Raw genomic sequence first — 23,879 nt, 5'->3', positions numbered from 1 at the left:
GCGGGGTGCAACTGCATGCCCTCTGACCACAACTGAATTGGGGCATCGTTTAAACCTGCTGGAGCGCGAGCCGTTCATGGGACTCGTGCCGAGGTATCAGCGGGGCGGAGTGCTCACCCGCGCATGATTTTCTCAAAGTAGTCGAAGATCTTCTCTTTTACTAAGTTTTCTTTGAGGTCAATTATAGCAATGATCTCTTTCTGTACGTCTGAAAGCCCGTTCGACAACTGATATTCGATCTCTACTCTTTCGTTGCGTAGTGCTATTTCGAATACTGCCACTCGCATGCCGTGGGGCCCAGGCAAGTTGGCAATGAGCTTATACGCAGGCAAGCCGAGGTGTGGATCTTGGTCAAATTCACCCTGACCTCCAAGGCTGCCCACCACCTCGAACGCTGCTTCCATAGCCCCAAATGCCTCATTGCGGAACTTGTCAGCCTGAGCCTGCTTGCTTAGAACTTCTAGTGGAGCTTGTTGGCTAAAAGCTTGTTGGCTGAAAGCCTTCTGAGATTCCTGATTGGCTTCAGCAAGCTTTTTCAGCCTCTCCAGAGTGTTATCGCTCATGCCTCACGTTACACCTCCGGAGGTGACCCGTGATGCCCATACCCCCTGAAGGATGCACACCTCGGGCTATCCTATGAAGGATGCACGAAAACGCAAACCCCGCGAACAACCCACCACCCGTGCTGAGCGTGCGAAGCTGCCCTCCTGTGGAGCCAAGACCCGTGCGTAATCCTCCGACCCTCCCACCAGTGCTAAGTTGTCGAATCCATGCCGCGCAAGAAGACCAAACTATGGAAACGACAACGTAAGCAACTGCCAAGCCGCTGGGTCACTGCACTCTCCCATATGTTTCTAGGCATAGACATTGCATTGCTGCTGGTACTTCAGCAAGCACGGGGAAACTAAGCATGGGATGGGGGTAATTTGCCCCCACTGCCAGCCAGCTGCGTGACACCCGTGTGAGAGCGGCACGCCACACTGAAGGGATGAATTTGGTTTCTCAAGGCAATCTGGGCCTGCTCACAGGCCTCCCCAACGAAGCGGATCAGCCGGTGCGACGAGTCGGGAGGCACGTGAGGCCCCGGCACTGGTGGAAACGTCACGGTGAGGAAGTGGATGTCTGGGCCTTGCCGGACGGGCGGCGGGTCGAGGCCAAGCGCGACGATCCTACGGGAGACTGGGCGGTGCATTGGCGCGAGTAGGACGGCAAACAACAATGCGCTCACTCTGCTCCCCTTCATCACTGCCTCCAAGAACAAGCCCCCACCGAATTGGTGGGGGTTAGATTTTCGTTAACTGCCTGCTTCTTGAGGGCTTCGGCTCCCTTGAACTACATCAATTCCCCGCCTGTGACAGGGTATAAGCCGCCCGTCATGTAGCTCGACTCCTGTGAGGCGAGCAGCACATAGATAGGGGCGATTTCGGCGGGTTGACCCGGGCGACCCAACGGGACATCCGAGCCAAATTCCTTCACTTTCTCCTGACTCTGCCCACCGCTGGGCTGCAAAACGGTCCAGAAGGGACCAGGAGCCACCGTATTGGCACGGATACCTTTCTCGGCCAACTGACCCGACAAGGCCTGCGTGTAGGCGGCGATGGCTGCCTTGGTGGACGCGTAATCCAGCAGCGTCTCTGACGGTTGACGGGCATTGATTGAGGATGTAGTGATGATGGTCGACCCCGGTTTCATATGAGGGACGGCCGCTTTGGTCAGCCAGAACAAGGCGTAAACGTTCGCCTTGAAGGTTTCGTCAAACTGGGCTGTGGTGATGTCCGCAATGGACGTTTGAAAGGTCTGCCGTCCTGCGTTGCTCACCAGAATGTCCAGCCCGCCCAGTTCCTGCACGGTGCGCTCAATCAACTCTTGACAAAACGCTTCGTCTTTGAGGTCGCCGGGAATGGCGACGGCCTTCTGGCCAGTTTCCTGAATCAACTCAATGACTTCCTGAGCGTCAGCTTCTTCAGAAGGCAAGTAGTTGATGACAACATCTGCACCTTCCCGGGCATAAGCGATTGCCACGGCCCGGCCAATACCTGAGTCTCCACCCGTGATTAAGGCTTTGCGGCCCTTCAAACGGCCAAAGCCTTGATAACTCGTCTCACCGTGATCGGGTGTGGGCGTCATCTTTTGTGCCAAGCCGGGGGCGGATTGGGGCTGCTCTGGAAAGGGGGGCTTGGGATATTGCTCGCGAGGATCGCGCATTTCGTATTGGTTTTTCACTGGATCGGTCATGTGGTGCCTCCTGTGCCCGAGGCTATGGGCTCCCATCTGCCGGCAGATGCCAGCGGGTTCAAGGCCCCGTTTAGACCCCATGCGTTAAGCCTTTAAATTAGCTCGGGTTCTCTGTCTTGTCCGTCTTCAGTCCTCATGGTCGATAGCTCACGGGTGAGGGCGCGGGCAAACGTGATTCCAGGGCCAAGTGGCGGCCCTGGTAACAGGTAGTCTGCCAAGAGCCGGTTCTGAGCCCCTGCGCTCCGGGCTGACCAGAGAAGAGGCAGTGAACATCCCCCACTACGGGGGCACGCTCAAGCGATGAGATCCGTATGGCTTGCCTCGGCGTAAGTACAGCAGGCCAATGGAGCGGAAGGGAGTTTAGAGGCAAGTGTGGGCGACCCCAGAGCATGAAACGCACCACCAGTCGAGGAATCAGTTGTGCTCTCAGCACTCGCCCCCAGCTTCGGCTGTGGGTGGGGGCGTTTATGCTTTACCCTCGTATGCATCTGCGTGACCTGACGCCTGACCCGTGAAGGGCCAGACCTCGTCCCCTGCGTGGGGCTGGTCAACTCCCTCGGCTGCCCTCCTGACGGACTCCATCAGACAGCCGTGGGCTATTTGGTTTTAAGCTGCTGGACATGCCCTCCCGAAGACTCCCTGTCCTCCTGCAACAGCTCAAGCAAGACCTCGAAGAGCGCCTGCCCGCGGACTGTACCGTGTACGTGGAAGGCTGGCCAGCAAAGGAACCGGATGTCGTGATCGTTACCGTCAAGTGTTATCAGCTCAACACGGCGACGCTTGCAGGGGTCGAGTTGCCTTTTGTGGCGCTGAAGTGGAAACAGAAGACCCAGCAACAAGTGACAGAGGACGTGGACGCGCTCGTTCAGGCGGAACTGGTGAAGGGGTTGCCGCCCAAAGGCCCGAGCGGCTTTACACGCCACACCCTCCTCTAGCTTCTAGGCGTCAAATTGAGGTCTTGCACCCGGTAGCCGGGCAGCGCACCATGCCTCAGACCCTCTCTGTTCAGTCAACATCAACAACTTTCCTGACCACTGCCCTAAGGGCGTTCGGCATCCTTCTTGCCGCTGGGGAGAACTTCACTGCACCGGCGGCAATAGCGGGCATCCGTGGCATGACCAGACAGACCGCAGCGCCCACAGACCCAGTCTTCGCGCTCCCGCTCCCGCTGCCGGGCCTGAGCCTGCGAGAGCCCCACGGTGACGATGCCAGTCGGCACGGCAATAATGGCGTACCCCAAGATCATCGCCAGAGAGGCGAGCCCTTTGCCCAGCGGCGTTTTTGGGGCAATGTCACCGTAGCCGACGGTGGTGACCGTAACAATCGCCCAGTAAATGCTGGTGGGGATACTGGTAAAGCCGTAGGGTGGGCCTTCGACAACGTACATCAGGGTTCCAATCACAATCACCGACGTGACGACGACAGCCAGAAACACGGTGATTTTGGGCAAGCTGGCTTGCAGTGCCTGCGTGAGGACACTGGCCTCGGAGAGGTAACGGGCCAATTTGAGAATGCGGAACAGCCGCAGCAGCCGCAGCACCCGGACGATCAGCAGGGCTTGTGCCCCTGGAACGAAGAGGATGAGGTAGGCCGGAGCAATCGAGAGCAGATCAACGACCCCAAAAAAGCTGCGGGCATAGTGTGACGCTCGGCGTGCCGCGATCAGCCGCAGGATGTATTCGAGGGTAAACAGTCCGGTCAAGATCCATTCGATGCGGCGCAGCAGTGGGCCGTACGCTGCCCGAATGCCCACCACACTTTCCAACATGACCACCAGAACACTCAAAACAATGGCGACGATAAGGAGCAGGTCGAACGAACGTCCGGCAGGGGTGTCGGTGTTGTAGATGATGTTGGCGAGGGTCACCCGCCAGGCGGCCTGCTCCTGCTGTTCAGAGGTCATTGCCAGAGTGTACGGGGCGGCGCAACTGATGGGGAGCTCGACTCCCGCCGAAGCGTGCGCGAAGTATGTCCGATGGGCAAGCTGAAGGGAGGAAAATGTCCACAGCGCGCTGAGCACCATTCTCGGAGGGCTTCATGACTGACCTCAATGCCGCGTTGGTGCAGGAATTGCTGCACGTCTCGGTCACTCAGGGGAAAGCGGTGGTAAAGCCACACAGCGTGCAGGATGATCGTCATCGGGAATCGGTGGCGGTAGGGCTTGAGGTCGGTCACGGCGGGTCAGCCTACCCCGAACCGATTAAGGCAACATAACCATCCAATCAGCAAGTTCGCTGAACTTGCCACTCTTTGCGAAGCTCGTCAAATCGACCAACAGTCGAGCCGAGGTCGCTTATAGGCTGAAGTCGCCACTCGTCTTGCAAGAGGTGCAGAGCCTGTCGACACATCGTTCTACGGCAAGCGGCTGCGACTGAACCTCGTGGTCAACACCAAGGCTGCTGCAACAAGGATCACCAGCAGCCCGAGCAGTCTTCCATTGATCCGGTTCTGACGCTTCTGCTCTAGGCGGCCAATGCTCTCCCCCACTCTGGACAGTTCTTCTGGCTGGGGGCCAGTGATCAGCGTCTCTAGAGCCACAGGGGCTACAGCGTCCCCTTGCTGGTAGTCCTGGTGACGGTGCCCGGGTAAGAACTGAATATGCTTGCTGAGTTTCAGAACGTCTGCCTGAAAAAGCTCGAAATGCAGTGTCTGAGGGGGGGATTGCCACACCGTAGAGAGAACCACCACTTTACTGCGCCCGAACAGCGCCACATGAAGGGTGTCCTGACGTCCGCTCGCTTCAAGGTGTCTGTCACTGAAGCCGTATGTGAGACGTGCCTGCCCCCTGTCAAGCTCAGGAAGGCGCAGCCAGCTCAGGGACTGGAAAACTGGACTGCTGGTGCTATCGGCCCACATTCCGGTGTTATAGAGCTTCATGGTTTTTAGCAACTCGTCCGGGCTTGGCAGCGCTGCTTCCAGAGCCAGATACCCCCGCCCTACCACAGAGACCTCCGTGCGCCAGTGCTCATGTGGACCGAGGACCCAAGCGGTGCTCACAAAACGCTCTCCTTGTGCAGCTTCCGGGGCAGCAGGTGAAGCCACTGCTCTCAGCTTGCGTCTCAGCGCCAGCACAGCCTCCGGCGGCAGGTAACGGTGACCAGCAGGCAGGGACAGGCGCACGCCCTGACCCAGTGAGAGTTCACGTGGGCCATTCAACCAAGCGGCGTTCCGAACCAGCATTCCCATTCGCCGTTGTTCGGGGGGCATCATCCGCTCAAACACGGGAACCTTGCCCTGCTTGTGCAGCAGCGCCTCATCATCCAGACGCTCACGTTCAAATGCATGCTTGTGCGCCAGTAAAGCTTTCTCTGCCCCGCTCAGCTTGTCATGTTCTGTCAGTCCCGCCCCATTGACCCGGCAGACGGCGGCACTATCCGTCGGCCAGATCTGCTGTCCCTTCCGGTTGAACACCTCGTCAATGGCACAACGCTTGCTGCCACGCACCTGCAGAAACGGACGTCCATCAAGGTCAGTCCACACTTCTTCCTTCTCATCGGTGATGACCCGGGCCACGTCGCGGCGCACCGGGCTCTGGGCATCATCCTTCCAGGGATCAAGGTCAATACTTACCGGGCGGAGCGCCTTGAAACTGGCGAGTTCCTGTCCCTTCAGGTTCAGCACCACCGGCGCTTCGTCGGCCGTGGTCACCACCGCGCGGCCGTACCAAAATTGATCCGAGCTGGCATACTGCGCCGGGATGACCGGACGACCTGAATAATCCAGAAACCCGTACACCTTCTCTCCGTTCCTGTCCTCCTGATAAGACACGCGGCCTTCCCCATGAAACCCCAAGAATTGCCCTTTGCGCGGCGCAATAAGCACCCGGCCTGTCCGTAGGTCGATCAGGCCTTCACCTGCGCCTGTACCGAAGACACCCAGGCCGGTGGTAGGGCGGCCTTCCGGGTCACCGTGAATGTGCGCCTCCTCGCCTCGTACCTTGAGCAGCGTCTTGAGGTGGCCGTCGACCAGACGGGCGGTATCGTCGCTGTCCAGAATCCATCCGCCACGCGGCACGACTGTTACGTTGCAGCTGTCCTTGCCAGTGATCCGGATCAGTTCACGGCCTTTGCGGTCAATACCTTTGCAAATAGTCGGGGCAGCATCGGAAGTTCGGCTCATCACAGTGGTGCGTCCATCTACGAATGGTTCATCGGTCGCTTCTGGGGTCAAGAAAATCATTTGACCCTGCGGATCCAGGTAGCCGGAGCGCTCGCGTTCACCTTCGGTCCACCGCACACTTGCAAGGCCCTCACTCAATTCTTCAGCCTGATCAAACCTTGGCTGAATGACCCAGCGGCCCGAGGCGTCGATATAACCGTACTTTGCGTCATCGCCGGGCAGCTTGGCGGGTGCCAACCCACCGACAAACGCGGCAATGGACTCAAACCGTGGCGTGATGACGACTCTGCCGTTGGCGTCAAGCCATCCGGTAAGCCCCGAATGCCTTCGCACAGTCCAGCCTTCGCCATTCTGATAAATTTCGCTGTACCAGGGCCTGACCTTCCAGTTGCCCTCCCGGTCCACCAGACCACACCCCTGATAGAGCGCAGTCACACAGACCGGCACGAGCTTCGTCCGTACCACAACAGCTGGCGCTGTTGAGGCCAGCTGTCCCGTCACCAGCAGCATTCCCACCAGCCACTTCATGTGGTTTGCCAGCCTAGAGTGATCCGGGTTAGTCCGGACGCTGTCTGTCGCTTGAAGTACATCGGCATGACATTAACGGTTACACGGCGTTGTGTTGCCTTAACTTGGCCCAGGACAGGAGGAACTTAGAGCTGGCTTGAGAATCAGGCCATCCCTGCCGGGACTGTTCAACGCATCTGGAACGCGTGCTTCTGATTGTTCCTTCTGATGGGAGCGGGAACGCTGGTTGGGGAGTTCTGGCAACCTATTGGGAGTCCGTTGACTCTCTGCAGCTATCGGCCAGCCTCCACTGTGGGCGCCGTGCTCAGCCACTCGCCCAGAGCCTGCAGATTTTCTTGAGCGCGGATCAGATGTCGTTGGATTGCGTCTTGCGTGGCCACGGGATCCCGCCGCTTCAGGCCGTCGTAAATGGCCCAGTGGAACACTTGGGCCTGCTGCGCCGCCCCAGGTTCGAGGATGGTTTGCCGGAAGCCGACCTTAAGCAGTTCATGCACCGGTTCCAACAGCTTGGCCAAAATCGTGTTCTTCCCCCCCTTGATCAGCGCAACGTGAAACGCTGCGTCGAGCTCAGAAAACCGTTCGGGGTCGTCCAGATAATGATCCATGGTACGCAGCAAAGACTCGATGTGCCCCAGGTCACGGTCGGTCATGCGCGTGGCGGCCAAGCCGGCCAGTTTGATTTCAAACACCATGCGCGCTTCGAGAAGCTCAGCTTGGAGCGTGTAAAAAGATGAACCTTGGCCAAGATGCATCAGCACCTGCGGATCCATGGGATTCCAGCAGTGGGCTGGATTGACTGTAGTTCCTCGTCCCTGCTGAATCTCGACCAGTCCCTTTTCTGCCAAGACTTTCATCGCTTCGCGGATGACGACGCGGCTGACATCAAATTCTTCGGCCAGCTCGGTTTCCTTCGGAAGACGTGTCAGCGGCAAGACGTGTCCGGTCACAATCCGACGCGTCAGTTCCGACTGCACCAGGTGGCGGCGACTGAGGCTTTTGGTGGTCACGTTCCTAGTTTATGCCATCTACAGGCCTTTTGTCCAGAAAGGTATGACCTATTCTAATTTTTGGCCGATGGTCTTAGGCCTATAGTCTCGGCTGAACCCACGCTTGATGCGCTAAAGATGTGAATTTTTGATTTGACAAAAGGCTTCCGATTCAGTATAAAGATACTACGTTTAATCTAGTGCCGCTTCTGGTGTCGGTCTAAGGCTGGGGTTACCCCCATAGGCCGCCTACGTCTCTTTCTGTTTTGGAGGTCTAATATGTTGCGCCCTGTCCTGACTTTGACTGCTGCTTTAACGCTGTGTAGCTTGAGCGCCATCTCCAATGCTCAAGCACAGACCTTCAACTGGAAGGCCCAACAAGGTAAGACCATCTCCGTCAGCGTGGTAAAAAGCCCCTGGTCCGACATCCTGCAAGACCGAGTGGGCGAGTTTGAGAAGCTGAGCGGGATGCAGGTCAACTTGAGCGTCTTGCCTGAGCAGCAGGCCCGCCAGAAACTGGCCATCGACTTTGCGTCCGGCGGCCGAACGGTTGACGTGTTCGACTCCAGTCTGACGGTCGAAAAGGCCCGCTTCGCCCAGGCAGGCTGGTACGAACCTCTCAACAAGTACATGGTGGCAGGCAAGCTTGATCCCTCCTACCGCTTCGATGATTTTTTCACCTCGGCGCGCACTGCGGTCAAAACGGCCGATGGCCGAATTATTGGTCTGCCTTGGAAAGCGGACGTGCAGGTGCTCTATTACCGCAAAGACCTTTTTGCGCAGGCCGGGTTGAAGGTGCCTACCAACCTGGATGAACTGGAAGCGGCCGCTGCAAAACTGCACGTTCCTGGCAAGATGTACGGCTACGCGGCCCGCGGACTCAAGAATGCCAATGCTTACGCCTTCGCGTTTCCGCTGCAGGCGTTCGGCGGCAAATGGGTCGACAGCAAGGGCAACTCCACCGTCAACAGTGCTCAAGCAGTCAAGGCACTCAACTGGTATAGCGGAATGCTCAAAAAGTATGCCCCGCCCAGCGTGGTCAGCTACAACTGGAGTGAAGTCCTCGGGCTTTTCCAGCAAGAGCAGTTGGCCATGTTCAACGACGGCATCGGCTTCGCGGTTCAACTGGAAGACAAAACTAAGTCCAAGGTCGCCGGGAAGGTGGGTTACGCTGTGTTGCCGGGAAAACTGGCCCCGGCGACCTACAACGCCCTGGCCATGTCCTCGCGCAGTGGCAACAAGGACGCCGCCTTTTTGTTCATGCAGTGGGCGACCAACCGCGCCTTCGACAAGAATCTGGTGGAAAACGGCGTGACCTCGCCCCGCCAATCCAGCTGGACTACCGCCAGCAATAAGCCGCTGGACACTATCCCCTGGGCCAAAACCTACTTTGACGCCCTCAAAGTGGCCAAACCTGCCTTTCCGGAAGTACCCCCGGTTCAGGAGATGCGCGACACCGTCGGTATTGCGATCGTTCAGGCCATTCAGGGAGCTGCCGTCAAACCTGCGCTCGATCAGGCCAGCCGAGACTTCCAGACCGCGCTGAACAGCGCCAAGCAATGAGATGACCACCACGCCGTTGCCTGGCAAACCCATCCGGCGCCTGAAGCGCTGGCCCACTGTCCCCATGCTGTTTGTGCTCCCCGCACTGCTGTTGACAGTCATCGTCATTGCTTTTCCTCTGGGATACACCCTGTACCAGTCGATGACCAACTGGGTCATCACCAGCCCCAATCCTCCGAAATTTATCGGGCTGGCCAATTACGTTGAGCTGCTGCGTGATCAGCGCGCCCTGCAGTCCCTGGTGCGAACCTTGCTGATTACGGTGTGCTCGGTCAGCCTGCAAATGGTTCTGGGCGTGGCCATGGCCCTGGTGATGCACAAGCACTTCTTCGGGCGTGGCCTGTTCCGAACCCTGGCCCTGTTTCCCGTGGTGGCCACACCCGTGGCCATCTCGCTGATCTTCGTGACAATGATGAATCCCCAGACTGGCGTGCTGAACCACTTTCTGACGTCGCTCGGACTGAGCGCGCAGCAGTGGATCTATGCCGAAAAAAGCGTCTTGCCCGCGCTGATTCTGGTGGATACTTGGCAGTGGACCCCCTTCGTGATGCTGATCGCCCTGGCTGGCCTGGCCACGTTGCCTTCCGAACCCTACGAGGCAGCCATGATCGACGGGGCCACCCCCTGGCAGACCTTCTGGGCGATCACACTGCCGCTGCTGATGCCGTCCCTGTTCGTGGCCCTGCTGTTCCGTGCCATCGACACCCTAAAACTGTTCGACACCATCTACGCGATGACGCAAGGCGGCCCTGGGACAGGCTCGGAGACCATCAACCTGTACCTCTACACCCTGAGTTTCAATTACTTCCGCATGGGGTACGCCTCCAGCATGGTGATTGCGCTGCTGGTATTGGTGCTGGGGATTACCCTGCTGCTGATCCGCGCCCGGAAACTCGCTGAGGATCGCTCATGACCGTGACTGAAGTCCGCTCTACCCCTGTTCCGCGGCGCAAATCCCGGCCGCACCCGCTGACGGCCCACGTGCTGCCTCTGCTGATTTCCGCGGTCTTTATCGTGCCGATCGTGTTCGTCTTTTACTGGATGGTCTCGATGTCGTTCCAGACCCAGGTCGAGATCAGCGCCAGCCCCCCAACGTTCTGGTCGGCCCAGCCCACCACCGAATGGTACAGCCAGCTGATGCGCCGGATGCCGTTTTTGCAGTACACCTGGAACAGTCTGGTGGTCGGCGTGTCTGCCACGGCCATCGGCCTGGCCATCGGTTTGCCCGCCGCCTATGCCATCGCCCGCTGGCGGCTCTCGGGCCTGGGCACCCTCTTCCTGATCACCCGCATCACGCCGGCCATCAGCTTTCTGATTCCCTGGTACATCATCGCCAAACGGTTGGATCTGGGCGATTCTCTGATCATCATCACGCTGCTGCATATCACGATCACCCTGCCGCTGATCATCTGGATCATGATCGGGTTTTTCGAGGCGCTGCCGACCGATCTCGAGCAAGCGGCCACCGTGGACGGCTGCAATCCCTGGCAGTCGTTCATCCTGATTGCGGTGCCACTGGTGAAGCCCGGCATCGTGGCCGCAATCATCCTGGCCTTTATTCAGTCTTGGAACAACTTCCTGTTTGCCGCCGTCCTGGGTGGCCCCGGGTCGCAGACCCTGCCGGTGACGGTCTACGGCATGTTGAGCTTTGAGCAGGCCAACTGGGGTCCCCTGGCCGCCGCTGCCACGTTGGTGTGCCTGCCGGTCATCGTGGGCACCATTTTCTTCCAGCGCCAGCTGGTGGAGGGCCTGACTGCCGGGGCCATGAAGGGCTGAGCGGGATCCACTCTCTGCGAACCCCTCCTGAGCTGCAAGTTCGTGCCCCCCAATCCGCTTCTCCCACGTTCCCGAGGTATCTATGACCAACCCTGTTTCTGCTCAGTTTCATGTGCGCGGCCTGGTGGTGCCCATCGTGACACCTTATACACCGCAAGGCGCGGTGGATCTCGCCCAGGCCCAGGCCCTCGCCACCTTCTATGCGTCGCAGGACGTGCCCGCTCTATTTCCGGGCGGAACCACCGGAGAGTTCGCCCTGCTCACCCTAGAAGAGCGTGAAGCCCTGCTGGAAGCCGTGGTGCGGGGGGTTCAGGCCAGCGGCACCGCCGTGACCCAGATCATCGCGCACACGGGCGCCGCGACCCTGGATGAGGTGCTGCGGCTGAGCCGCCACGCCCTGGGTCTGGGCGTGCCCGCCGTGGCGGTCGTCACCCCTTTCTACTACGGGTACGAGGAAACGGCGCTGCTGAACTTCTACCAGACGGTCTGCCGGATCTTGCCCGAGTTGGCGGTCTACGCCTACACCATCCCGCAGCGCGCGGGGAATTCCCTGTCGGCCGCCAGCCTGGACGAACTGGGCCGGGAGCCGAACTTTGCTGGCATCAAGGATTCCAGCGGGGATATGCACCGCCTGCTGGCCCTGTTGGAGGTTCCAGGCCTGAGGGTACTGGCCGGCGCAGACGACCTGTGCTTCCCCTTTATCCTCAGCGGCGGGGACGGCTTGGTCTCGGGCCCAGGCGGCGTAGTCCCCGAGCTTTTTCAGGCCTTCTTCGCGGCTCTGGACGCCCAGCAAATTGACCGGGCCCAGGCGCTGTCGCGGCACATTCGGGAATTCAGCCGGATCATTCGCGGAGGAGGACGGATCGATTACCTGAAGGCCGGTGTGGAGTGGCGTGGGCTGGCCAATGGACGCTCCCGCCAGCCCCTGCCCAACCTGGGCGCTGAGGAAAAGCGCGGCTTGACACAGCAGCTCGAGACGTTTGCCCGGAGCCTGGCCGCAGACGGTCTGCCTCTGGTCGGCCTTCCCACACAGAACGCTGCCGTGTGAGAGGTGGCCGCGCCTGACTGAAGTTCACCGTGCAGGCGGAGGTTTGCCTTGGAGCGAGCCAGGGCGATCGGCCACGGCCACCAAGCTCGCCCTAAAGGCAGCAGGTTTGCTGGAACTGAATCCGTGCGGAGACAGCTTCCACAGATCCCTCAAGGGATCAGCGGCTCAACCATGTGGAGCCGCTGATCTGCCGTCTGACGCAGGCTCCAGCCACCGGACACCTTCTCGACCCCGCTTCCTGCTGACTTGCCTTTTCGCCCCACAGGCGTGCGCAGTCTGTCTGCGGCCTCTGGCCTTGGAGAACCTATGACCACTGCATTTCCTTTAACCCAAGCCTACCTGGTCGCCAGCGGCGACATGCGCCTTGCCGCCAACCAGCAATGCTGGCCCGCCCAGGTTCAGATGGAGACGCAACTGACCCAAGCGCTGGCGGCGCTGGGCCTGCAGGTCACTCGGGCCCATGGCTTGGATCCTCACGAACAACACGGCTTTATTTCCTCACAGCGGATGGGCATGAATGTGTTCAGGCAGATTCCCAAGGACGCTCCGGTGATCGTGGCAGAAGCCGTATGGCAATACAGTCACCATGTTCTGGCTGGCCTGCGCGCTCACCGAGGACCCATTCTGACGGTGGCCAACTGGAGTGGGGAGTGGCCTGGCCTGGTGGGCCTGCTCAACCTCAATGGCAGCCTGACCAAGATGGGTGTGCCGTACAGCACGCTCTGGAGTGAGAATTTTCAGGACGATTTTTTCATCTCTTTGCTGCGGTCGTGGGTCGAGTCAGGTCAGGTGAACCATGACCGCTCGCATGTCCGGCCCTTTGAGGCGCAGGGCGTCGCTGCGGCTGACCGCATCTTGGGAGGCAACCTGGCCCAAGCCCTCCTGGAGAGGCAGGTGATCCTGGGTATTTTCGACGAAGGGTGCATGGGCATGTACAACGCCGTTATTGACGATGAACTGCTCAACCCTCTGGGCGTGTACAAGGAACGCTTGAGCCAGTCCGCCCTGTACGCTGAAATGCAGCGGGTCTCCAATGAAGACGCGCAGGCGACACTTGACTGGCTGCTGGCACGCGGGATGACTTTCGCTTGGGGCAACGATCCAGCCACCGAACTGACGCGCGCCCAGACACTCGGGCAGCTCAAGATGTATGTGGCGGCCGTCCGGATCGCCGCGCAATTTGGCTGCGATGCCATTGGCATCCAGTACCAGCAGGGGCTCAAGGATCTGGCACCAGCCAGTGACTTGGCTGAAGGGCTGCTGAACAATCCTGAGCGGCCACCCGTCCACGATCTGCGAACTGGTGAGGTACTGTACGGCGGTCAGGCCCTGCCTCATTTCAACGAGGTCGACGAGGGAGCGGCCGTGGACGGCCTACTAACCCAGCAGGTGTGGACTGCTCTGGGTCTAGACCCCTCCAATACCCTGCATGACTTGCGGTGGGGCGAGGATTACGAAGGAAGGTTCGTCTGGGTCTTCATGATTTCCGGCGCTGCCCCCGCCTCCCATTTCACAGGTGGGTACGCAGGTGCGTCGAGTGAACGTCAGCCCCCAATGTTTTTTGCTCAGGGCGGCGGGACACTCAAAGGTGAGAGCCGACCGGGTGATTTGGTCTGGTCGCGGGTTTACGTTCAGGGGGGCCGGTTGCACATCGACCTGGGACTCGGTCAAGCTGTGGCACTGCCGGAAGCAGAGGTGCAGCGTCGGTGGGCGCTCACCACTCCCCAGTGGCCGATCATGAACGCAGTTCTGGAAGGCGTCAGCCGCGATCAGATGATGGCTCAGCATCAGGCCAACCACATCCAGGTGGCCTACACTCCCAGCCGGGAAATAGCCCTGAGCGCCCTGAACGTTAAGGCGACCCTTTTCGACGCTCTAGGCGTTGAGGTTCACCTCTGCGGGCTGTAGGAAAATGCGTGAGCGATTCCTCAGCCTAAACAGGACACACTCCGGCCAGAGCCTTGTGAGTAATTGTGTTGCCTTGATGGATGTGTGAATTATTGATACAGGTGGAAATTCGAGTCGTGGGATCGGGTCAGGTCGTGTGCCGGACGTGTCCCAGCGTGATGCCTTGACCTGAAGGCAACTTCAATTTCTACTGGCATCCATAGTGGTACTCCGTTGACTTCTGGGAAGGAAGTGCCCTACACGTGATTCTGGGCGATTCCGATGGTGGCTGTGCTTGCGTGCTGGACATCGTTTTGTTCAAGAGTCGACGGAGTACCACTAGTCGAGCAGGCAGTTGGACGACTTCTGTCAAGTCGAATAACCGCGAATAGGAATGGACCTGTAGAGCAAAAAATGCGAAAGGGACGGCCCATAACACCGTCCCTTTCGCATTTTATTACTGCTTTCCACCGCTGTCAGCCTGCTCAGTCGCTGGGTGGCGCCTCACGTCCCCCCGAAACTGCTCCATCCACACGAGAACATCTCGGACGATGATCTCTTGGCTGTCGCGCTGCTTCAACAGCTCCAGCAGGTGCCCTATTTGAGCTGGTGGTGGCGATTTCTGAAACTCAACCACTTCACGCCCTTCCCTTCAGAACTGCAGGCCCGGATCCAGCTCGCTCGACTGACCCCAATCCTCAAGTACCTGGCCACCGAAGATCCAGACACTGGACTTCGGTGCTGTGGACTCAGAACCGCTCCCCATTTCGACCTTCAAGCGAGCGCCACGATGCAAATTCCGTGGGGCGCGTCATGGCTTCAGTACGGCTGGGCCAGTGTATGGCTTCAAATTGCATGCGTGGAGTGCGCTGAACGGATTGATCGTCAGATACGAGATTCGTCCTGCGAACGAGCACGATTTCAGCGTGCTCTGCGAGATGAATACAGATTAGCCGGCTTACAACGGGCCAAAACAGGCCGGCGACAAGGGCGATCAGTCAGGGACATGTTTGACCCCGCCGAAGGTCAACCCGCGGCGAGTTGACCCGTGCTGGAAGCCAGAAGATGGAGCACCACGGAAAAGCATAGAATCGACTTTTTCTGTGCTGGTGGGGACTGATCTGCGCTGGGAACAGGGTCAAAACGATGGCAAGCTTGCGCCTCAAGGTCGCCTTGAACGTTGCGGCGCATAACTTAAAATTCAACGATCTCAGCGGCTCATTGCCCGGCTGGCAATCCCTATTCGCGGTGAATAAATGGAGCGTCAAAAGTCTTTCTCCGGCGCTCTCGCCGGAAAAAGGCGCTAAGCAGTGACAATGGCGTTCAGAAACTCGACATTGTTGCGGGTCTTGCCTATACGCCCCAGCAGCATTTCCATCGCGTCAGTGGGATCCAAGTCGCTGATGACTTTGCGCATCAGCCACATCTTTTTCAGGACTTCAGGCTGCAGCAGCAATTCCTCGCGGCGGGTGCCCGATTTCAGGATGTCGATCGACGGAAAAATACGCCGTTCTTCCAAGCGGCGGCTGAGCACCAGTTCTGCGTTGCCGGTGCCTTTGAATTCTTCAAAGATCACGTCGTCCATGCGGCTGCCGGTTTCGACCAGGGCCGTGGCCAGGATGGTCAGGCTGCCGCCTCCACGGATGTTGCGCGCCGCGCCCAGGAATTTCTTGGGCCAGTGCAGCGCGTTGGAATCCAGCCCCCCTGAGAGGGTGCGCCCAGTGGAGGGCGTCACGAGGTTGTTGGCGCGGGCGAGGCGGGTGATGGAATCGAGCAAAATGACGACGTGACCGCCCTCCTCCACGATGCGCAGAGCGCGTTCATGCACGAATTCGGCCACCCGCAGGTGCCGTTCAGGTGATTCGTCGAAAGTGGACGCGATCACCTGTGCGCCCTGCACGCTTTCGCGGAAGTCGGTGACTTCTTCGGGGCGTTCATCGACCAACAGCACCATCACGGTGACGTCTGGATAGTTGCGAGTGATGGAGTTGGCGATCTTTTTGAGCAGGGTGGTCTTGCCTGCTTTGGGCGGCGCGACGATCAGGGCACGCTGGCCTCGACCAATCGGTACCAGCAGATCCACGACACGCAAGCTCAAGTCGTCATCCATACCAGGTTCTTCCAACACGAGTTGAACATCGGGGAAGGTCGGCGTGAGGCCGTCGAAGCGGGGACGCCGGTGCGCAGCCTCGGGATCGATACCGTTGACAGCCTCCACCTGAATGAGCGAACCGTAACGCTCGTTTTCATGGGGTTTGCGGGCGCGGCCGATGACGTCGTCGCCGGTTCGCAGGTGAAACTGTTTGATGACGCCTGCCGTGACCAGCACGCTGCGGGAGGCGGGGTCGAGCAGATCGGAATGAAGGAAGCCGTAGCCATCGGCACTGATGTCCAGGATGCCGCGGGCCAGCACTTGCCCGTCACGGTTCGCTTGCCGCTCCATGATGGCCAGGATCAAAGCCTGCTGATTGAACTTCCGGTAGTGAGCAATGTCGCTCTGGGCGGCAATCAAGTGCAGTTCAGGAAGAATCTTCTGCTGGAGTTGGTGGAAAGGGAGGGGAGCATGGTCGTGGGGCGACGTCATCAGCATGGGGGACTCCTGTAGGGATGTTCTTGTTGGCCACATCTTGGAGAAGAGTCGGGTGAACAATAATCGGAACTCTGCGATGAGATGCAGATTGTCATAAAATTTTATGACACATCGTGAGTCTATACCGATTCAGCTCGGCCGACATCGTCAAAATTGCAACCAATTTGGCTCTTCCCTCCGACAAAATGTAGGGAAGAGTCGGCAGCAGACGAGTCAAGATGCAGGCAAGTGCGACCGCCAAATAGAGCCACCCCCTCTAGCCTTGATAAACGTCAAAGCAGAGATTCGGCAAGGCAGAGTGAGACTGAAGCCACTGGCCAGCGCTGTGGCCAGATCACAGGTCAGATATCCTGCTCAGTCCACGCGAGGATTGCCGTCGGCAGAGTCACCCCCCAGGTGCCCCAAAAGAACGCTGTCCGCTCCAGTTCTATGGTCGGCAGCCACCAGCCCACGTCACCGGCGATGTAGTAGTGCAGGGCAAACAACACCACCAGCAAGCCCAATCCACGGTACGCGTTGAGATACGGCGTTGAGCGCGAGGCAAGAGGGGTGCGTGGCGGACAGAGCGGTGGGTCGTCATAGGGAGCGCCTGAGTCACTTGAACGGGGCGTAGACCGTCTGCGAGAGGGGCTGAAAAGGACAGCGGGAGAAGATGGCTTCGATAGCCACTTGAAAATGTTCACTCAGGCGCAGGGCCACTTCGAGGCTGGGGTGGTAGTCGCCGCGTTCTAGAGAGCCAATGGTCTGGTAGTTCACGCCCAGGATATTCGCGAGATCCTGTCTGGAAAGATGGTGCTCGGCACGCAGGACGGAAAGGCGGTTGTAGATGGTCAGCTCTGCCACCGTGTCTTTTTGAGTTGAGCCCGGCGCGATAAGCTTTTCCGAGCACTGAGTTCGGTGTCCGTTCTTTCCCTCACTTGGTACAGTCATGCAAAGATGGCGAGGAGCCTGACCTGTTCCCTAGTTTGTTGAGGGGCGGGGTCAATGGAGAGCGTGCAGCCTGCGTTACTTGCCGTCAAATACGGTGGGGAACACCTGCCGTGCTCCAGCAATGGGCGCGCCCTGTAACCAGTACGGCAGCCCTGGCGTGGCATTACGGATCACGAAATTGCCCGGCTCGCTGACCGTCATTACGGCATTCCAGCCTTTGCGGAGGGTGAGGTTGTAACTTGTGTTCAGGCCGGTGCAGCGCCCGGCAATTGAGGCGGCGCGGTCGCTGTACATCCACTGGCTGCGCCGGGTGGGCTCGGTGGGGTGGTCGGCCTGAATCAGCAGCGCAGCAAGGTTGCGCTCCGCCTGATACACCATCAGACTTTCGGCGGTGTAGGTGCGCGGCTCGCTGGGTACGCTCCGCACGCCGGGGCACAACAGAGTGGGTTGTACAGGTGGCTGGAACGAATCCGGAATTTGAATTTGAAAGCTATTGGCTGTTAGCGTCCCCAAGCCGACGATGTGGCCCTGAGCCAAGCCAGTCAACAACACCCGCACCTGTTTGGAGCCGAAGGCACGGGCTAGAGCAGGTGCATTGCTCACTTGGCCTTCAATGCCGACAGCTTATGCGGAGCAGAACACCACCGAGGAACACAACAGGGCCAAGCCCCAGAAAGAACGGATGAGTTTCACAGGGCCATGCTGGGCGTGTTCGGTCAGCTCAACATCACTGACCCTGTCAGTTATTCGTGTTCTTAGGGGCAAAATGCCCCTACCACTTGGAATGTTCATCCTGACTTGTCTCGTCTGACTGTTATTCACCGTGCCGCTCAGCCCACCAAGGAGAAAAGTGAAAGATCACTCCAACCGCTTCTGATGTCGAACCTCGACCTGGGCGGCAAGTAGCTTGCACGGGTCGGCAAACGACGGTGGCGCATTGAAGCGTTGTCAAGACCATCAAGAGCTGGGATGGGCTGTACTAAGGTACAACCAGGATGCGCTTGTTAGTAGTCAGACTCCGCAGCCGCCTTGCAGGCGGGATTGGAGGCCACTGCGGGGGCTCCACTCACTGACGTTGAGAGCGTAGCCCTCGTAGTACGAGCCGAAAGTAATGATTTCCATGCGCCCGTCACCGTTGAGGTCGGCAACTCCCGCAAGACGGTACAGGGTTGCCAGGGGCATGGGTGTATCCGAGCTCGGATCCCAGCGGGGTTGGGGCGCCAGGTGTACTCCCACAGGCGTGGTCACCACCCGGCCATTCACCACCTGCCGCAGCAGGAGCAGGCTATAGTCGCCCGGCACGCCTACGGGGGGGGGAAAGAGATCGTGCCGGTCGGTAAAGTGCGCGGCTTCCACGATGACTTCCTGGGTACCGTTCCCGTCCAGATCCATGCGCGTGATGCCCAGCAGGTTCACCTTGGCATTGAGCAGGCCACGGCTGGCCAGTTCGTTCCGGACGATATCCCGGTAGGTTGGATTGTTGATGGGCAGGCTCACCACCGGGCGGGGGCGCCCCTGGAGAGCACCGGGGACGAGCAGGCGAAAAGTCTCAGGTGCGGGGCTGGACGGGAACGGCACAGCAAACGCGGTATCACACGGATCACCGGGCGCACCACGTGACTCGGCGCGCCCGCCCTGGACTCGGGTGGCAAGGCCGGACAGCGACAGGGGCCGGTAGGTTTCGCCGCCCCGAATTCGGGGCGCGGTCTTCACCGGGCTGAGCCAGGCACTGCCGGTCCAGGCCCCCAGCAGTTCTGCCCGGCGATCTCCCGGAAGCTGGACAAGGACAGGCGAAAACAGGGGGCTCGAACTGGCCCATGCCGAGGCTGCGGTCAATAAAAGAGGCAGGAGGAAACGTTTCATGCCTCAACCTAAACCAGGACACGCTTCAAGGAGGCCGATCGCAACGAAAGTAGACTAAGAATCAGGCCACCCCTGCCTTCCGCCTGCCGAAAGCCAAGTTAAGGCTGTCCCAGGGGGTTTGCTCCACTCCAAGCCAGCCGACCCTTGACGGGGTTGAGGCAGAGTGTGGTAGCCCGACATTCCTCACGCTAACGCTCTTCACTGCAACTGGAGTACTAAGGATGGGGGCATGCCTTGGGGTGTTCGCGCTCCACGGCAGGGTGCAAGAGTTCCGTCAGGCCCGTCCCGCTACGCTGAGCCATGAACCCCTGCCCTCGCCCGTGTCCTGTGCTTCACTCTCCCACGCCATGAGAGAAAGTGACTGGCGCTTGTGGCTCGAAGGCTTACCGCTGACCCGCCCTCAGCTTCATGAGGTTCAGGCGGAACTGCAGCGGCAGATCGCGCTCACCGAGGCCCGGCTGAGCGCCGCCCTCTGGCAGGGCAACAAGCAAAGCCAACGCACCCTCCGGATCGAACTCAATGAACTCAACAGCAAATTGATGTTGATTCAGACCCGCGTGAACGCCGCCTGAGTCCGCCTGGCTTGGGGTTTCCCCTACCGCTCAGCTGAGAGACGGCGGCGCTCGAGTACCCAGCCCTTGGGGGTCTGGGCCAGTTGCACCGCCGACCACACGGTCACCCCCTGCAGTTCCAACCGGGTGCGGCCGCCCGCTGGGGAGCGCTCGACACCCACCACCACCGCGGTCACAGTGAGGTGCTGAACGGCGGCCAGCAAGAGCACTTCCAGTTCGGCCACACCGTCCGTCAACTGTTCGGAGATCACGACCACGTTGTCCGTGACGGCTTGAACAGGGCCCAGCAGTGTCCAGCAGCCGCTGGATGCTTCAAGTGTGGCTTGGAGCACCGGGACGCCGCGGGCCTGTCCCAGCACAGGGGCCAGGTGCGTGGCGCTGGGGAGCGCGATCACGGCGCCAAATTCAGGCAGCAGGGCACTGAAATGCTCGGCGACTCCCGCCCAATCGCGGGCGTCTAGGGTAGCCAAGCGCGCCCCAAGCGTGTTCTCCGAAGGTAAGGCTGCTGCAATGACGTTCTGGAAGTGAAGGAGCATTCGCCGAGCATACGGGCTGTGGGGTGAGCCATAGGGATTCGGATTGAATCCTGCTCTTTTTTGTGTGTTGGGCCAGATCCGTCATACTCCGGATGGTCAGGTCTATCCCAGGTCAACAAGCCAGTGCTTTTTTCCAGCCTTCCAAGGCCGCGTCCTAGATCTGGCCGACCTGGGCTCTTTCTCTGCAACGCTGAACCCTATCCGAGGCCGAAGAGCCTGCACCACAAGAACAGTGCCGAGAAAGACTGTGCCTGACACGCTTCGCCCATCTCAGGAGGTGCAGCATGTTGGTGCTTGGCATTGATGTTGGGAAACGAGAGCTGTTCGTTCAACTGCAGGACGCCGCCGGAACTTCGCTCGGTCAGCGTGGCCCCTTGGCCAACACACCTGCCGGACTTCAACAGTTGAGCGACTGGGTTCGCAAGTGGGCTGAACCTGCACAGCTTCACGTGGTGATGGAGGCCACCAATGTGTATTGGGAGCGCTGCGCACACCACTTTCAATCGCTCGGTAGTGTCGTGAGTGTGGTGAACCCCGCGCAGATCAAGTATTTTGCCCGTTCCGTATTGCGCCGGGGGAAAACCGACGCGATGGACGCGGAGCTGATCGCGCGATATGGGGTCGTCATGCATCCGAGCGGCTGGACGCCGCCCAGCCCCGCCTTGAGTGACCTCAAGCAGCTCACTCGGGAACGGGAAGCCGTTGTCGTGCGCCGGACTCAGGAGCAGAACCACCTTCAAGCGTTACAAGACGCCCATCATGCTTCGGAGATCGTCGTGAAGCTCACCCAGCAGCGGTTAGACCTCATGGTTCAGCAGGTCGGAGAGATTGAGGCCGCGATGCGTGCGCTGATCGAGGCTGATGAACGGTTGTCGCAGCAACTGAAGTTGCTGCTAAGTGTGCCGGGGTTTGCCTTTGTGTCTGCAGCAACGATCTTGGCAGAAACAGTGGGATTTGCCCAGCTCGAAACAGGGCGAGAACGTTCAGCTGCTTCAGGGATGGCGCCCTCTCCCCACCAATCGGGATCCAAACGTGGTCAAGGACGGATTTCAAAGACCGGCAACGCCCGCCTACGACGGATCGCGTATCTCTCGGCCTTGGGAGCGTCAAAATCACACAGCCGAATGCGAACCTACTATCGCCATTTACGGGACACCGGCAAGCCAGCCAAAGTAGCGTTAGTCGCGCTGGGACGTAAATTATTAACCACCGGATTGGCGGTGGTGAAATCCGGGCAACCCTACCAAGATGATTTTTGTCGTGCTTAAGACGGAGCTGGCCCAACACCGACAACTGCCCCGCCAAAGACTTGACAACCCATCCGCGACACCCTATCTAGGATTTTAGAATTCAATCCGAGCGGAGCGAGTCAGAAAGAGGACGGGCTACGCGAACTGGAGCTGCAAGTGGTGGGGTTTAAGGTTGTGACGGAATGAAGCGGAGTCCGTCTCACGCTCACTGGTTGATCCTGCCCTCCGCATTTTCTGTTAGGCTCCAGCAACCTGAGGTAGGGGAAGTCCGGTGCAATTCCGGCGCTGTCGCGCAACGGTAATCAGACTTGGTCTGTCAGCCCGAATGCCTCTCAGGGAGGCCCACTGTTACTGGTGGGCACCTCTCGCCATTAGAGGGCCACCAACGAGTCGAGGTTTGTCATGGTCCTGTTCCGGCCCAGATACAGCCCACTCCGGCCCCGGCCGGAGTGGGCTGTTCAGGCTGGCCCACTTCCAGCTGTTTTCGCCTTTGCCCGTTGGAGTCGTCATGCGCTGTGTTCTGTTCTGTATCCCTGTTGTTGCCCTACTGAGTTCCGCGTCTGCCACCCGTTACCCGCTGACGGTCACAGACGACCTGGGCCGCACCATCACCCTGAAGGCCGAGCCGAAGCGGATCATTTCCATGCTGCCCTCTCATACCGAAACGCTGGTGGCTATTGGAGCAGGCGACAAGCTGGTGGCGGTCGACCGCTTCAGCAGCTATCCCGCCCCTGTCGTGAGCAGCCTGCCGAAAGTGGGCAGCGCCTACCAACCTGATCTTGAAGCCATCGTGGCACTCAAGCCCGACCTTGTGCTGGCCGACGAATCTGCCGGATCACGGCTGACCGAGAAACTGGCGCAAGCAGGCCTGACTGTATACGGCGGCACCGCCCAGACCTACAACGAGGTCTTTGAAAAAATTGCGGTGCTGGGTAAACTGACCAACCGTGAGAACGGCGCGACCCGCCTTGTGACGTCCATGCGGACGGAGCTGAACGCCCTTCAGCAGACGGTACTGACCTTGCCCAAACTCAGCACCTATTACGAAATCGATCCCTCGCCGTATTCGGTGGGGCCAAATTCGTTCATCGGCGCCCTCATCTCAAAGGCGGGCGGGCGCACCATCGTGCCCGCCTCCCTGGGTGACTTTCCCAAGCTCGACCCCGAACTGATCGTCAGGAGCAACCCGCGAGTCATCATCGGCCCAGCCCTGAGTGACGCCCGCACCCGGCCCGGCTGGCTGAGCCTGACGGCGGTGCAGGGGGGCCGGGTCTACCAGCCCAACAAAGAGGAACTGGACGCCCTGTCGCGGCCCGGCCCGCGCCTGCCGCTGGCCCTGCGCACCCTGATCCGCTTTCTACACCCCGAGGCGCTGAAATGACCGACCCCACGACCGAACAGCGGCGTGCACAAGCCATGCGCGAACTGACCGAGCAGCGCGACAACTACAAGAAACGCGGGGGCATCAGCAAAGGGCGGCGTGGACTCCTCATCGTGAATACCGGGAAAGGCAAAGGCAAGACCACTGCCGCTCTGGGCCTGATGATGCGGGCCCACGGCCGGGGCCTGAACACCAAGATGTTTCAGTTCCTCAAGCACGACACGGCCAAGTTTGGAGAACACCGCACCCTCGATCAGCTGGAGATTCCCTATCAGGGGCTGGGGGACGGCTGGACATGGCGCAGCAAAGACCTCGAGAATTCGGCGGAGTTGGCGGCCCACGGCTGGACTCTGGCGCGGGAAGCCATCCTGAGCGGCGAGTATGACCTGATCGTGCTGGATGAATTCACCTATCCGCTGAAATACGGCTGGGTGCCTTGGAGCGAAGTGGAAGCGGTGTTGCGTGCCCGCGACCCACGGCTGCATGTGGTCATTACCGGACGGGGCGCGCTGCCCGAGCTGATTGAACTGGCTGATACGGTCAGCGAGATTCAGCCTGTCAAGCACGCCTATCAGGCCGGGATTGGCGGTCAACAGGGGATCGAGTACTGATGGA

22 protein-coding genes, 2 pseudogenes and 1 riboswitch are annotated in these 23,879 nt (G+C 59.6%); of the genes and pseudogenes, 12 read left to right on the top strand and 12 right to left on the bottom strand.

The window, feature by feature from the left end:
* Positions 1-113: 113 nt before the first annotated feature.
* Entirely contained in the window at positions 114-563 is a 450-nt protein-coding gene (locus M1R55_RS21000; RefSeq protein WP_249394916.1) for a hypothetical protein, read from the bottom strand.
* 425 nt (positions 564-988) lie between these two features.
* Here M1R55_RS21000 and M1R55_RS20995 point away from each other — a divergent pair, with 425 nt between their 5' ends.
* Positions 989-1,204 carry a hypothetical protein gene (locus tag M1R55_RS20995; protein ID WP_249394915.1) on the top strand — a complete coding sequence of 72 codons (216 nt, stop codon included), beginning with the start codon at positions 989-991 and terminating at the stop codon, positions 1,202-1,204.
* 128 nt (positions 1,205-1,332) lie between these two features.
* On the opposite strand, the gene M1R55_RS20990 is transcribed toward M1R55_RS20995, so the two are convergent.
* Complete coding sequence (locus tag M1R55_RS20990; RefSeq protein WP_249394914.1) at positions 1,333-2,235, bottom strand: SDR family oxidoreductase; 903 nt, start codon at positions 2,233-2,235, stop codon at positions 1,333-1,335.
* Positions 2,236-2,855: 620 nt separating this feature from the next.
* On the opposite strand from M1R55_RS20990, the gene M1R55_RS20985 reads away from it, so the two are divergent.
* On the top strand, positions 2,856-3,170 hold the full coding sequence (locus M1R55_RS20985; RefSeq protein ID WP_249394913.1) for a hypothetical protein: 315 nt from the start codon (positions 2,856-2,858) through the stop codon (positions 3,168-3,170).
* A gap of 104 nt (positions 3,171-3,274) precedes the next feature.
* Here M1R55_RS20985 and M1R55_RS20980 read toward each other — a convergent pair whose 3' ends face one another.
* The 4 genes and pseudogenes from M1R55_RS20980 to M1R55_RS20965 form a co-directional block, all read right to left on the bottom strand.
* A complete protein-coding gene (locus tag M1R55_RS20980; protein ID WP_249394912.1) occupies positions 3,275-4,138 on the bottom strand; it encodes an ion transporter in 864 nt (287 codons plus the stop codon).
* A gap of 113 nt (positions 4,139-4,251) precedes the next feature.
* Positions 4,252-4,410 (bottom strand): annotated as a pseudogene (locus M1R55_RS20975) (IS6 family transposase); the annotation flags it as partial.
* A gap of 177 nt (positions 4,411-4,587) precedes the next feature.
* Complete coding sequence (locus M1R55_RS20970) at positions 4,588-6,882, bottom strand: WG repeat-containing protein (protein ID WP_249394911.1); 2,295 nt, start codon at positions 6,880-6,882, stop codon at positions 4,588-4,590.
* A gap of 272 nt (positions 6,883-7,154) precedes the next feature.
* Positions 7,155-7,856: a FadR/GntR family transcriptional regulator gene (locus M1R55_RS20965; protein WP_256566040.1), complete on the bottom strand. Its 702-nt coding sequence runs from the start codon at positions 7,854-7,856 to the stop codon at positions 7,155-7,157.
* A 291-nt stretch (positions 7,857-8,147) separates the two neighbouring features.
* On the opposite strand from M1R55_RS20965, the gene M1R55_RS20960 reads away from it, so the two are divergent.
* From M1R55_RS20960 to M1R55_RS20935, 6 genes and pseudogenes are all read left to right on the top strand, one after another.
* The gene (locus M1R55_RS20960) at positions 8,148-9,431 is read left to right on the top strand and encodes a sugar ABC transporter substrate-binding protein (RefSeq protein ID WP_249394909.1); all 1,284 of its coding nucleotides are present in this window, start codon (positions 8,148-8,150) and stop codon (positions 9,429-9,431) included.
* A gap of 1 nt (position 9,432) precedes the next feature.
* Entirely contained in the window at positions 9,433-10,344 is a 912-nt protein-coding gene (locus tag M1R55_RS20955; protein ID WP_249394908.1) for a carbohydrate ABC transporter permease, read from the top strand.
* Positions 10,341-11,207: a carbohydrate ABC transporter permease gene (locus M1R55_RS20950; protein WP_249394907.1), complete on the top strand. Its 867-nt coding sequence runs from the start codon at positions 10,341-10,343 to the stop codon at positions 11,205-11,207. The genes M1R55_RS20955 and M1R55_RS20950 overlap by 4 nt, the downstream gene beginning before the upstream one ends.
* Before the next feature lie 82 nt (positions 11,208-11,289).
* Positions 11,290-12,255 (top strand): dihydrodipicolinate synthase family protein, encoded by a 966-nt coding sequence (locus tag M1R55_RS20945; protein WP_249394906.1) that lies wholly within the window; start codon positions 11,290-11,292, stop codon positions 12,253-12,255.
* Between the two features lie 306 nt (positions 12,256-12,561).
* Positions 12,562-14,163: a fucose isomerase gene (locus tag M1R55_RS20940; RefSeq protein WP_249394905.1), complete on the top strand. Its 1,602-nt coding sequence runs from the start codon at positions 12,562-12,564 to the stop codon at positions 14,161-14,163.
* Positions 14,164-14,593: 430 nt separating this feature from the next.
* Positions 14,594-15,357: pseudogene (locus M1R55_RS20935) on the top strand (transposase); the annotation flags it as partial.
* Between the two features lie 88 nt (positions 15,358-15,445).
* Here M1R55_RS20935 and rho read toward each other — a convergent pair.
* The 5 genes from rho to M1R55_RS20910 form a co-directional block, all read right to left on the bottom strand.
* Entirely contained in the window at positions 15,446-16,726 is a 1,281-nt protein-coding gene (rho, locus tag M1R55_RS20930; RefSeq protein ID WP_249395312.1) for a transcription termination factor Rho, read from the bottom strand.
* Positions 16,727-17,073: 347 nt separating this feature from the next.
* Positions 17,074-17,229 (bottom strand): hypothetical protein, encoded by a 156-nt coding sequence (locus M1R55_RS20925; RefSeq protein ID WP_249394904.1) that lies wholly within the window; start codon positions 17,227-17,229, stop codon positions 17,074-17,076.
* Positions 17,230-17,326: 97 nt separating this feature from the next.
* Positions 17,327-17,662, bottom strand: coding sequence for a helix-turn-helix transcriptional regulator (locus M1R55_RS20920; RefSeq protein ID WP_371827251.1), 336 nt, complete (start codon positions 17,660-17,662; stop codon positions 17,327-17,329).
* Positions 17,663-17,737: 75 nt separating this feature from the next.
* The gene (locus tag M1R55_RS20915) at positions 17,738-18,265 is read right to left on the bottom strand and encodes a hypothetical protein (RefSeq protein ID WP_249394903.1); all 528 of its coding nucleotides are present in this window, start codon (positions 18,263-18,265) and stop codon (positions 17,738-17,740) included.
* 408 nt (positions 18,266-18,673) lie between these two features.
* Complete coding sequence (locus M1R55_RS20910; protein ID WP_249394902.1) at positions 18,674-19,525, bottom strand: hypothetical protein; 852 nt, start codon at positions 19,523-19,525, stop codon at positions 18,674-18,676.
* A 347-nt stretch (positions 19,526-19,872) separates the two neighbouring features.
* Here M1R55_RS20910 and M1R55_RS20905 point away from each other — a divergent pair, with 347 nt between their 5' ends.
* On the top strand, positions 19,873-20,097 hold the full coding sequence (locus tag M1R55_RS20905) for a hypothetical protein (protein WP_249394901.1): 225 nt from the start codon (positions 19,873-19,875) through the stop codon (positions 20,095-20,097).
* A gap of 23 nt (positions 20,098-20,120) precedes the next feature.
* Here M1R55_RS20905 and M1R55_RS20900 read toward each other — a convergent pair whose 3' ends face one another.
* Positions 20,121-20,633: a hypothetical protein gene (locus tag M1R55_RS20900; protein WP_249394900.1), complete on the bottom strand. Its 513-nt coding sequence runs from the start codon at positions 20,631-20,633 to the stop codon at positions 20,121-20,123.
* A gap of 284 nt (positions 20,634-20,917) precedes the next feature.
* On the opposite strand from M1R55_RS20900, the gene M1R55_RS20895 reads away from it, so the two are divergent.
* The 3 genes from M1R55_RS20895 (at position 20,918) to cobO (ending at position 23,875) form a co-directional block, all read left to right on the top strand.
* Positions 20,918-21,901 (top strand): IS110 family transposase, encoded by a 984-nt coding sequence (locus tag M1R55_RS20895; protein WP_249394899.1) that lies wholly within the window; start codon positions 20,918-20,920, stop codon positions 21,899-21,901.
* Between the two features lie 218 nt (positions 21,902-22,119).
* Positions 22,120-22,235: riboswitch (cobalamin riboswitch) on the top strand.
* Between the two features lie 156 nt (positions 22,236-22,391).
* Positions 22,392-23,264 (top strand): ABC transporter substrate-binding protein, encoded by an 873-nt coding sequence (locus M1R55_RS20890; protein WP_249394898.1) that lies wholly within the window; start codon positions 22,392-22,394, stop codon positions 23,262-23,264.
* A complete protein-coding gene (gene cobO, locus M1R55_RS20885; RefSeq protein WP_256566023.1) occupies positions 23,261-23,875 on the top strand; it encodes a cob(I)yrinic acid a,c-diamide adenosyltransferase in 615 nt (204 codons plus the stop codon). The genes M1R55_RS20890 and cobO overlap by 4 nt, the downstream gene beginning before the upstream one ends.
* Positions 23,876-23,879 lie beyond the last annotated feature (4 nt).

The sequence above is a fragment of the Deinococcus sp. QL22 genome (assembly GCF_023370075.1).
Classification (GTDB): domain Bacteria; phylum Deinococcota; class Deinococci; order Deinococcales; family Deinococcaceae; genus Deinococcus.
The sequence above is the reverse complement of the archived record's forward strand: the minus strand, read 5'-3'. Positions and strand labels throughout refer to the sequence as shown.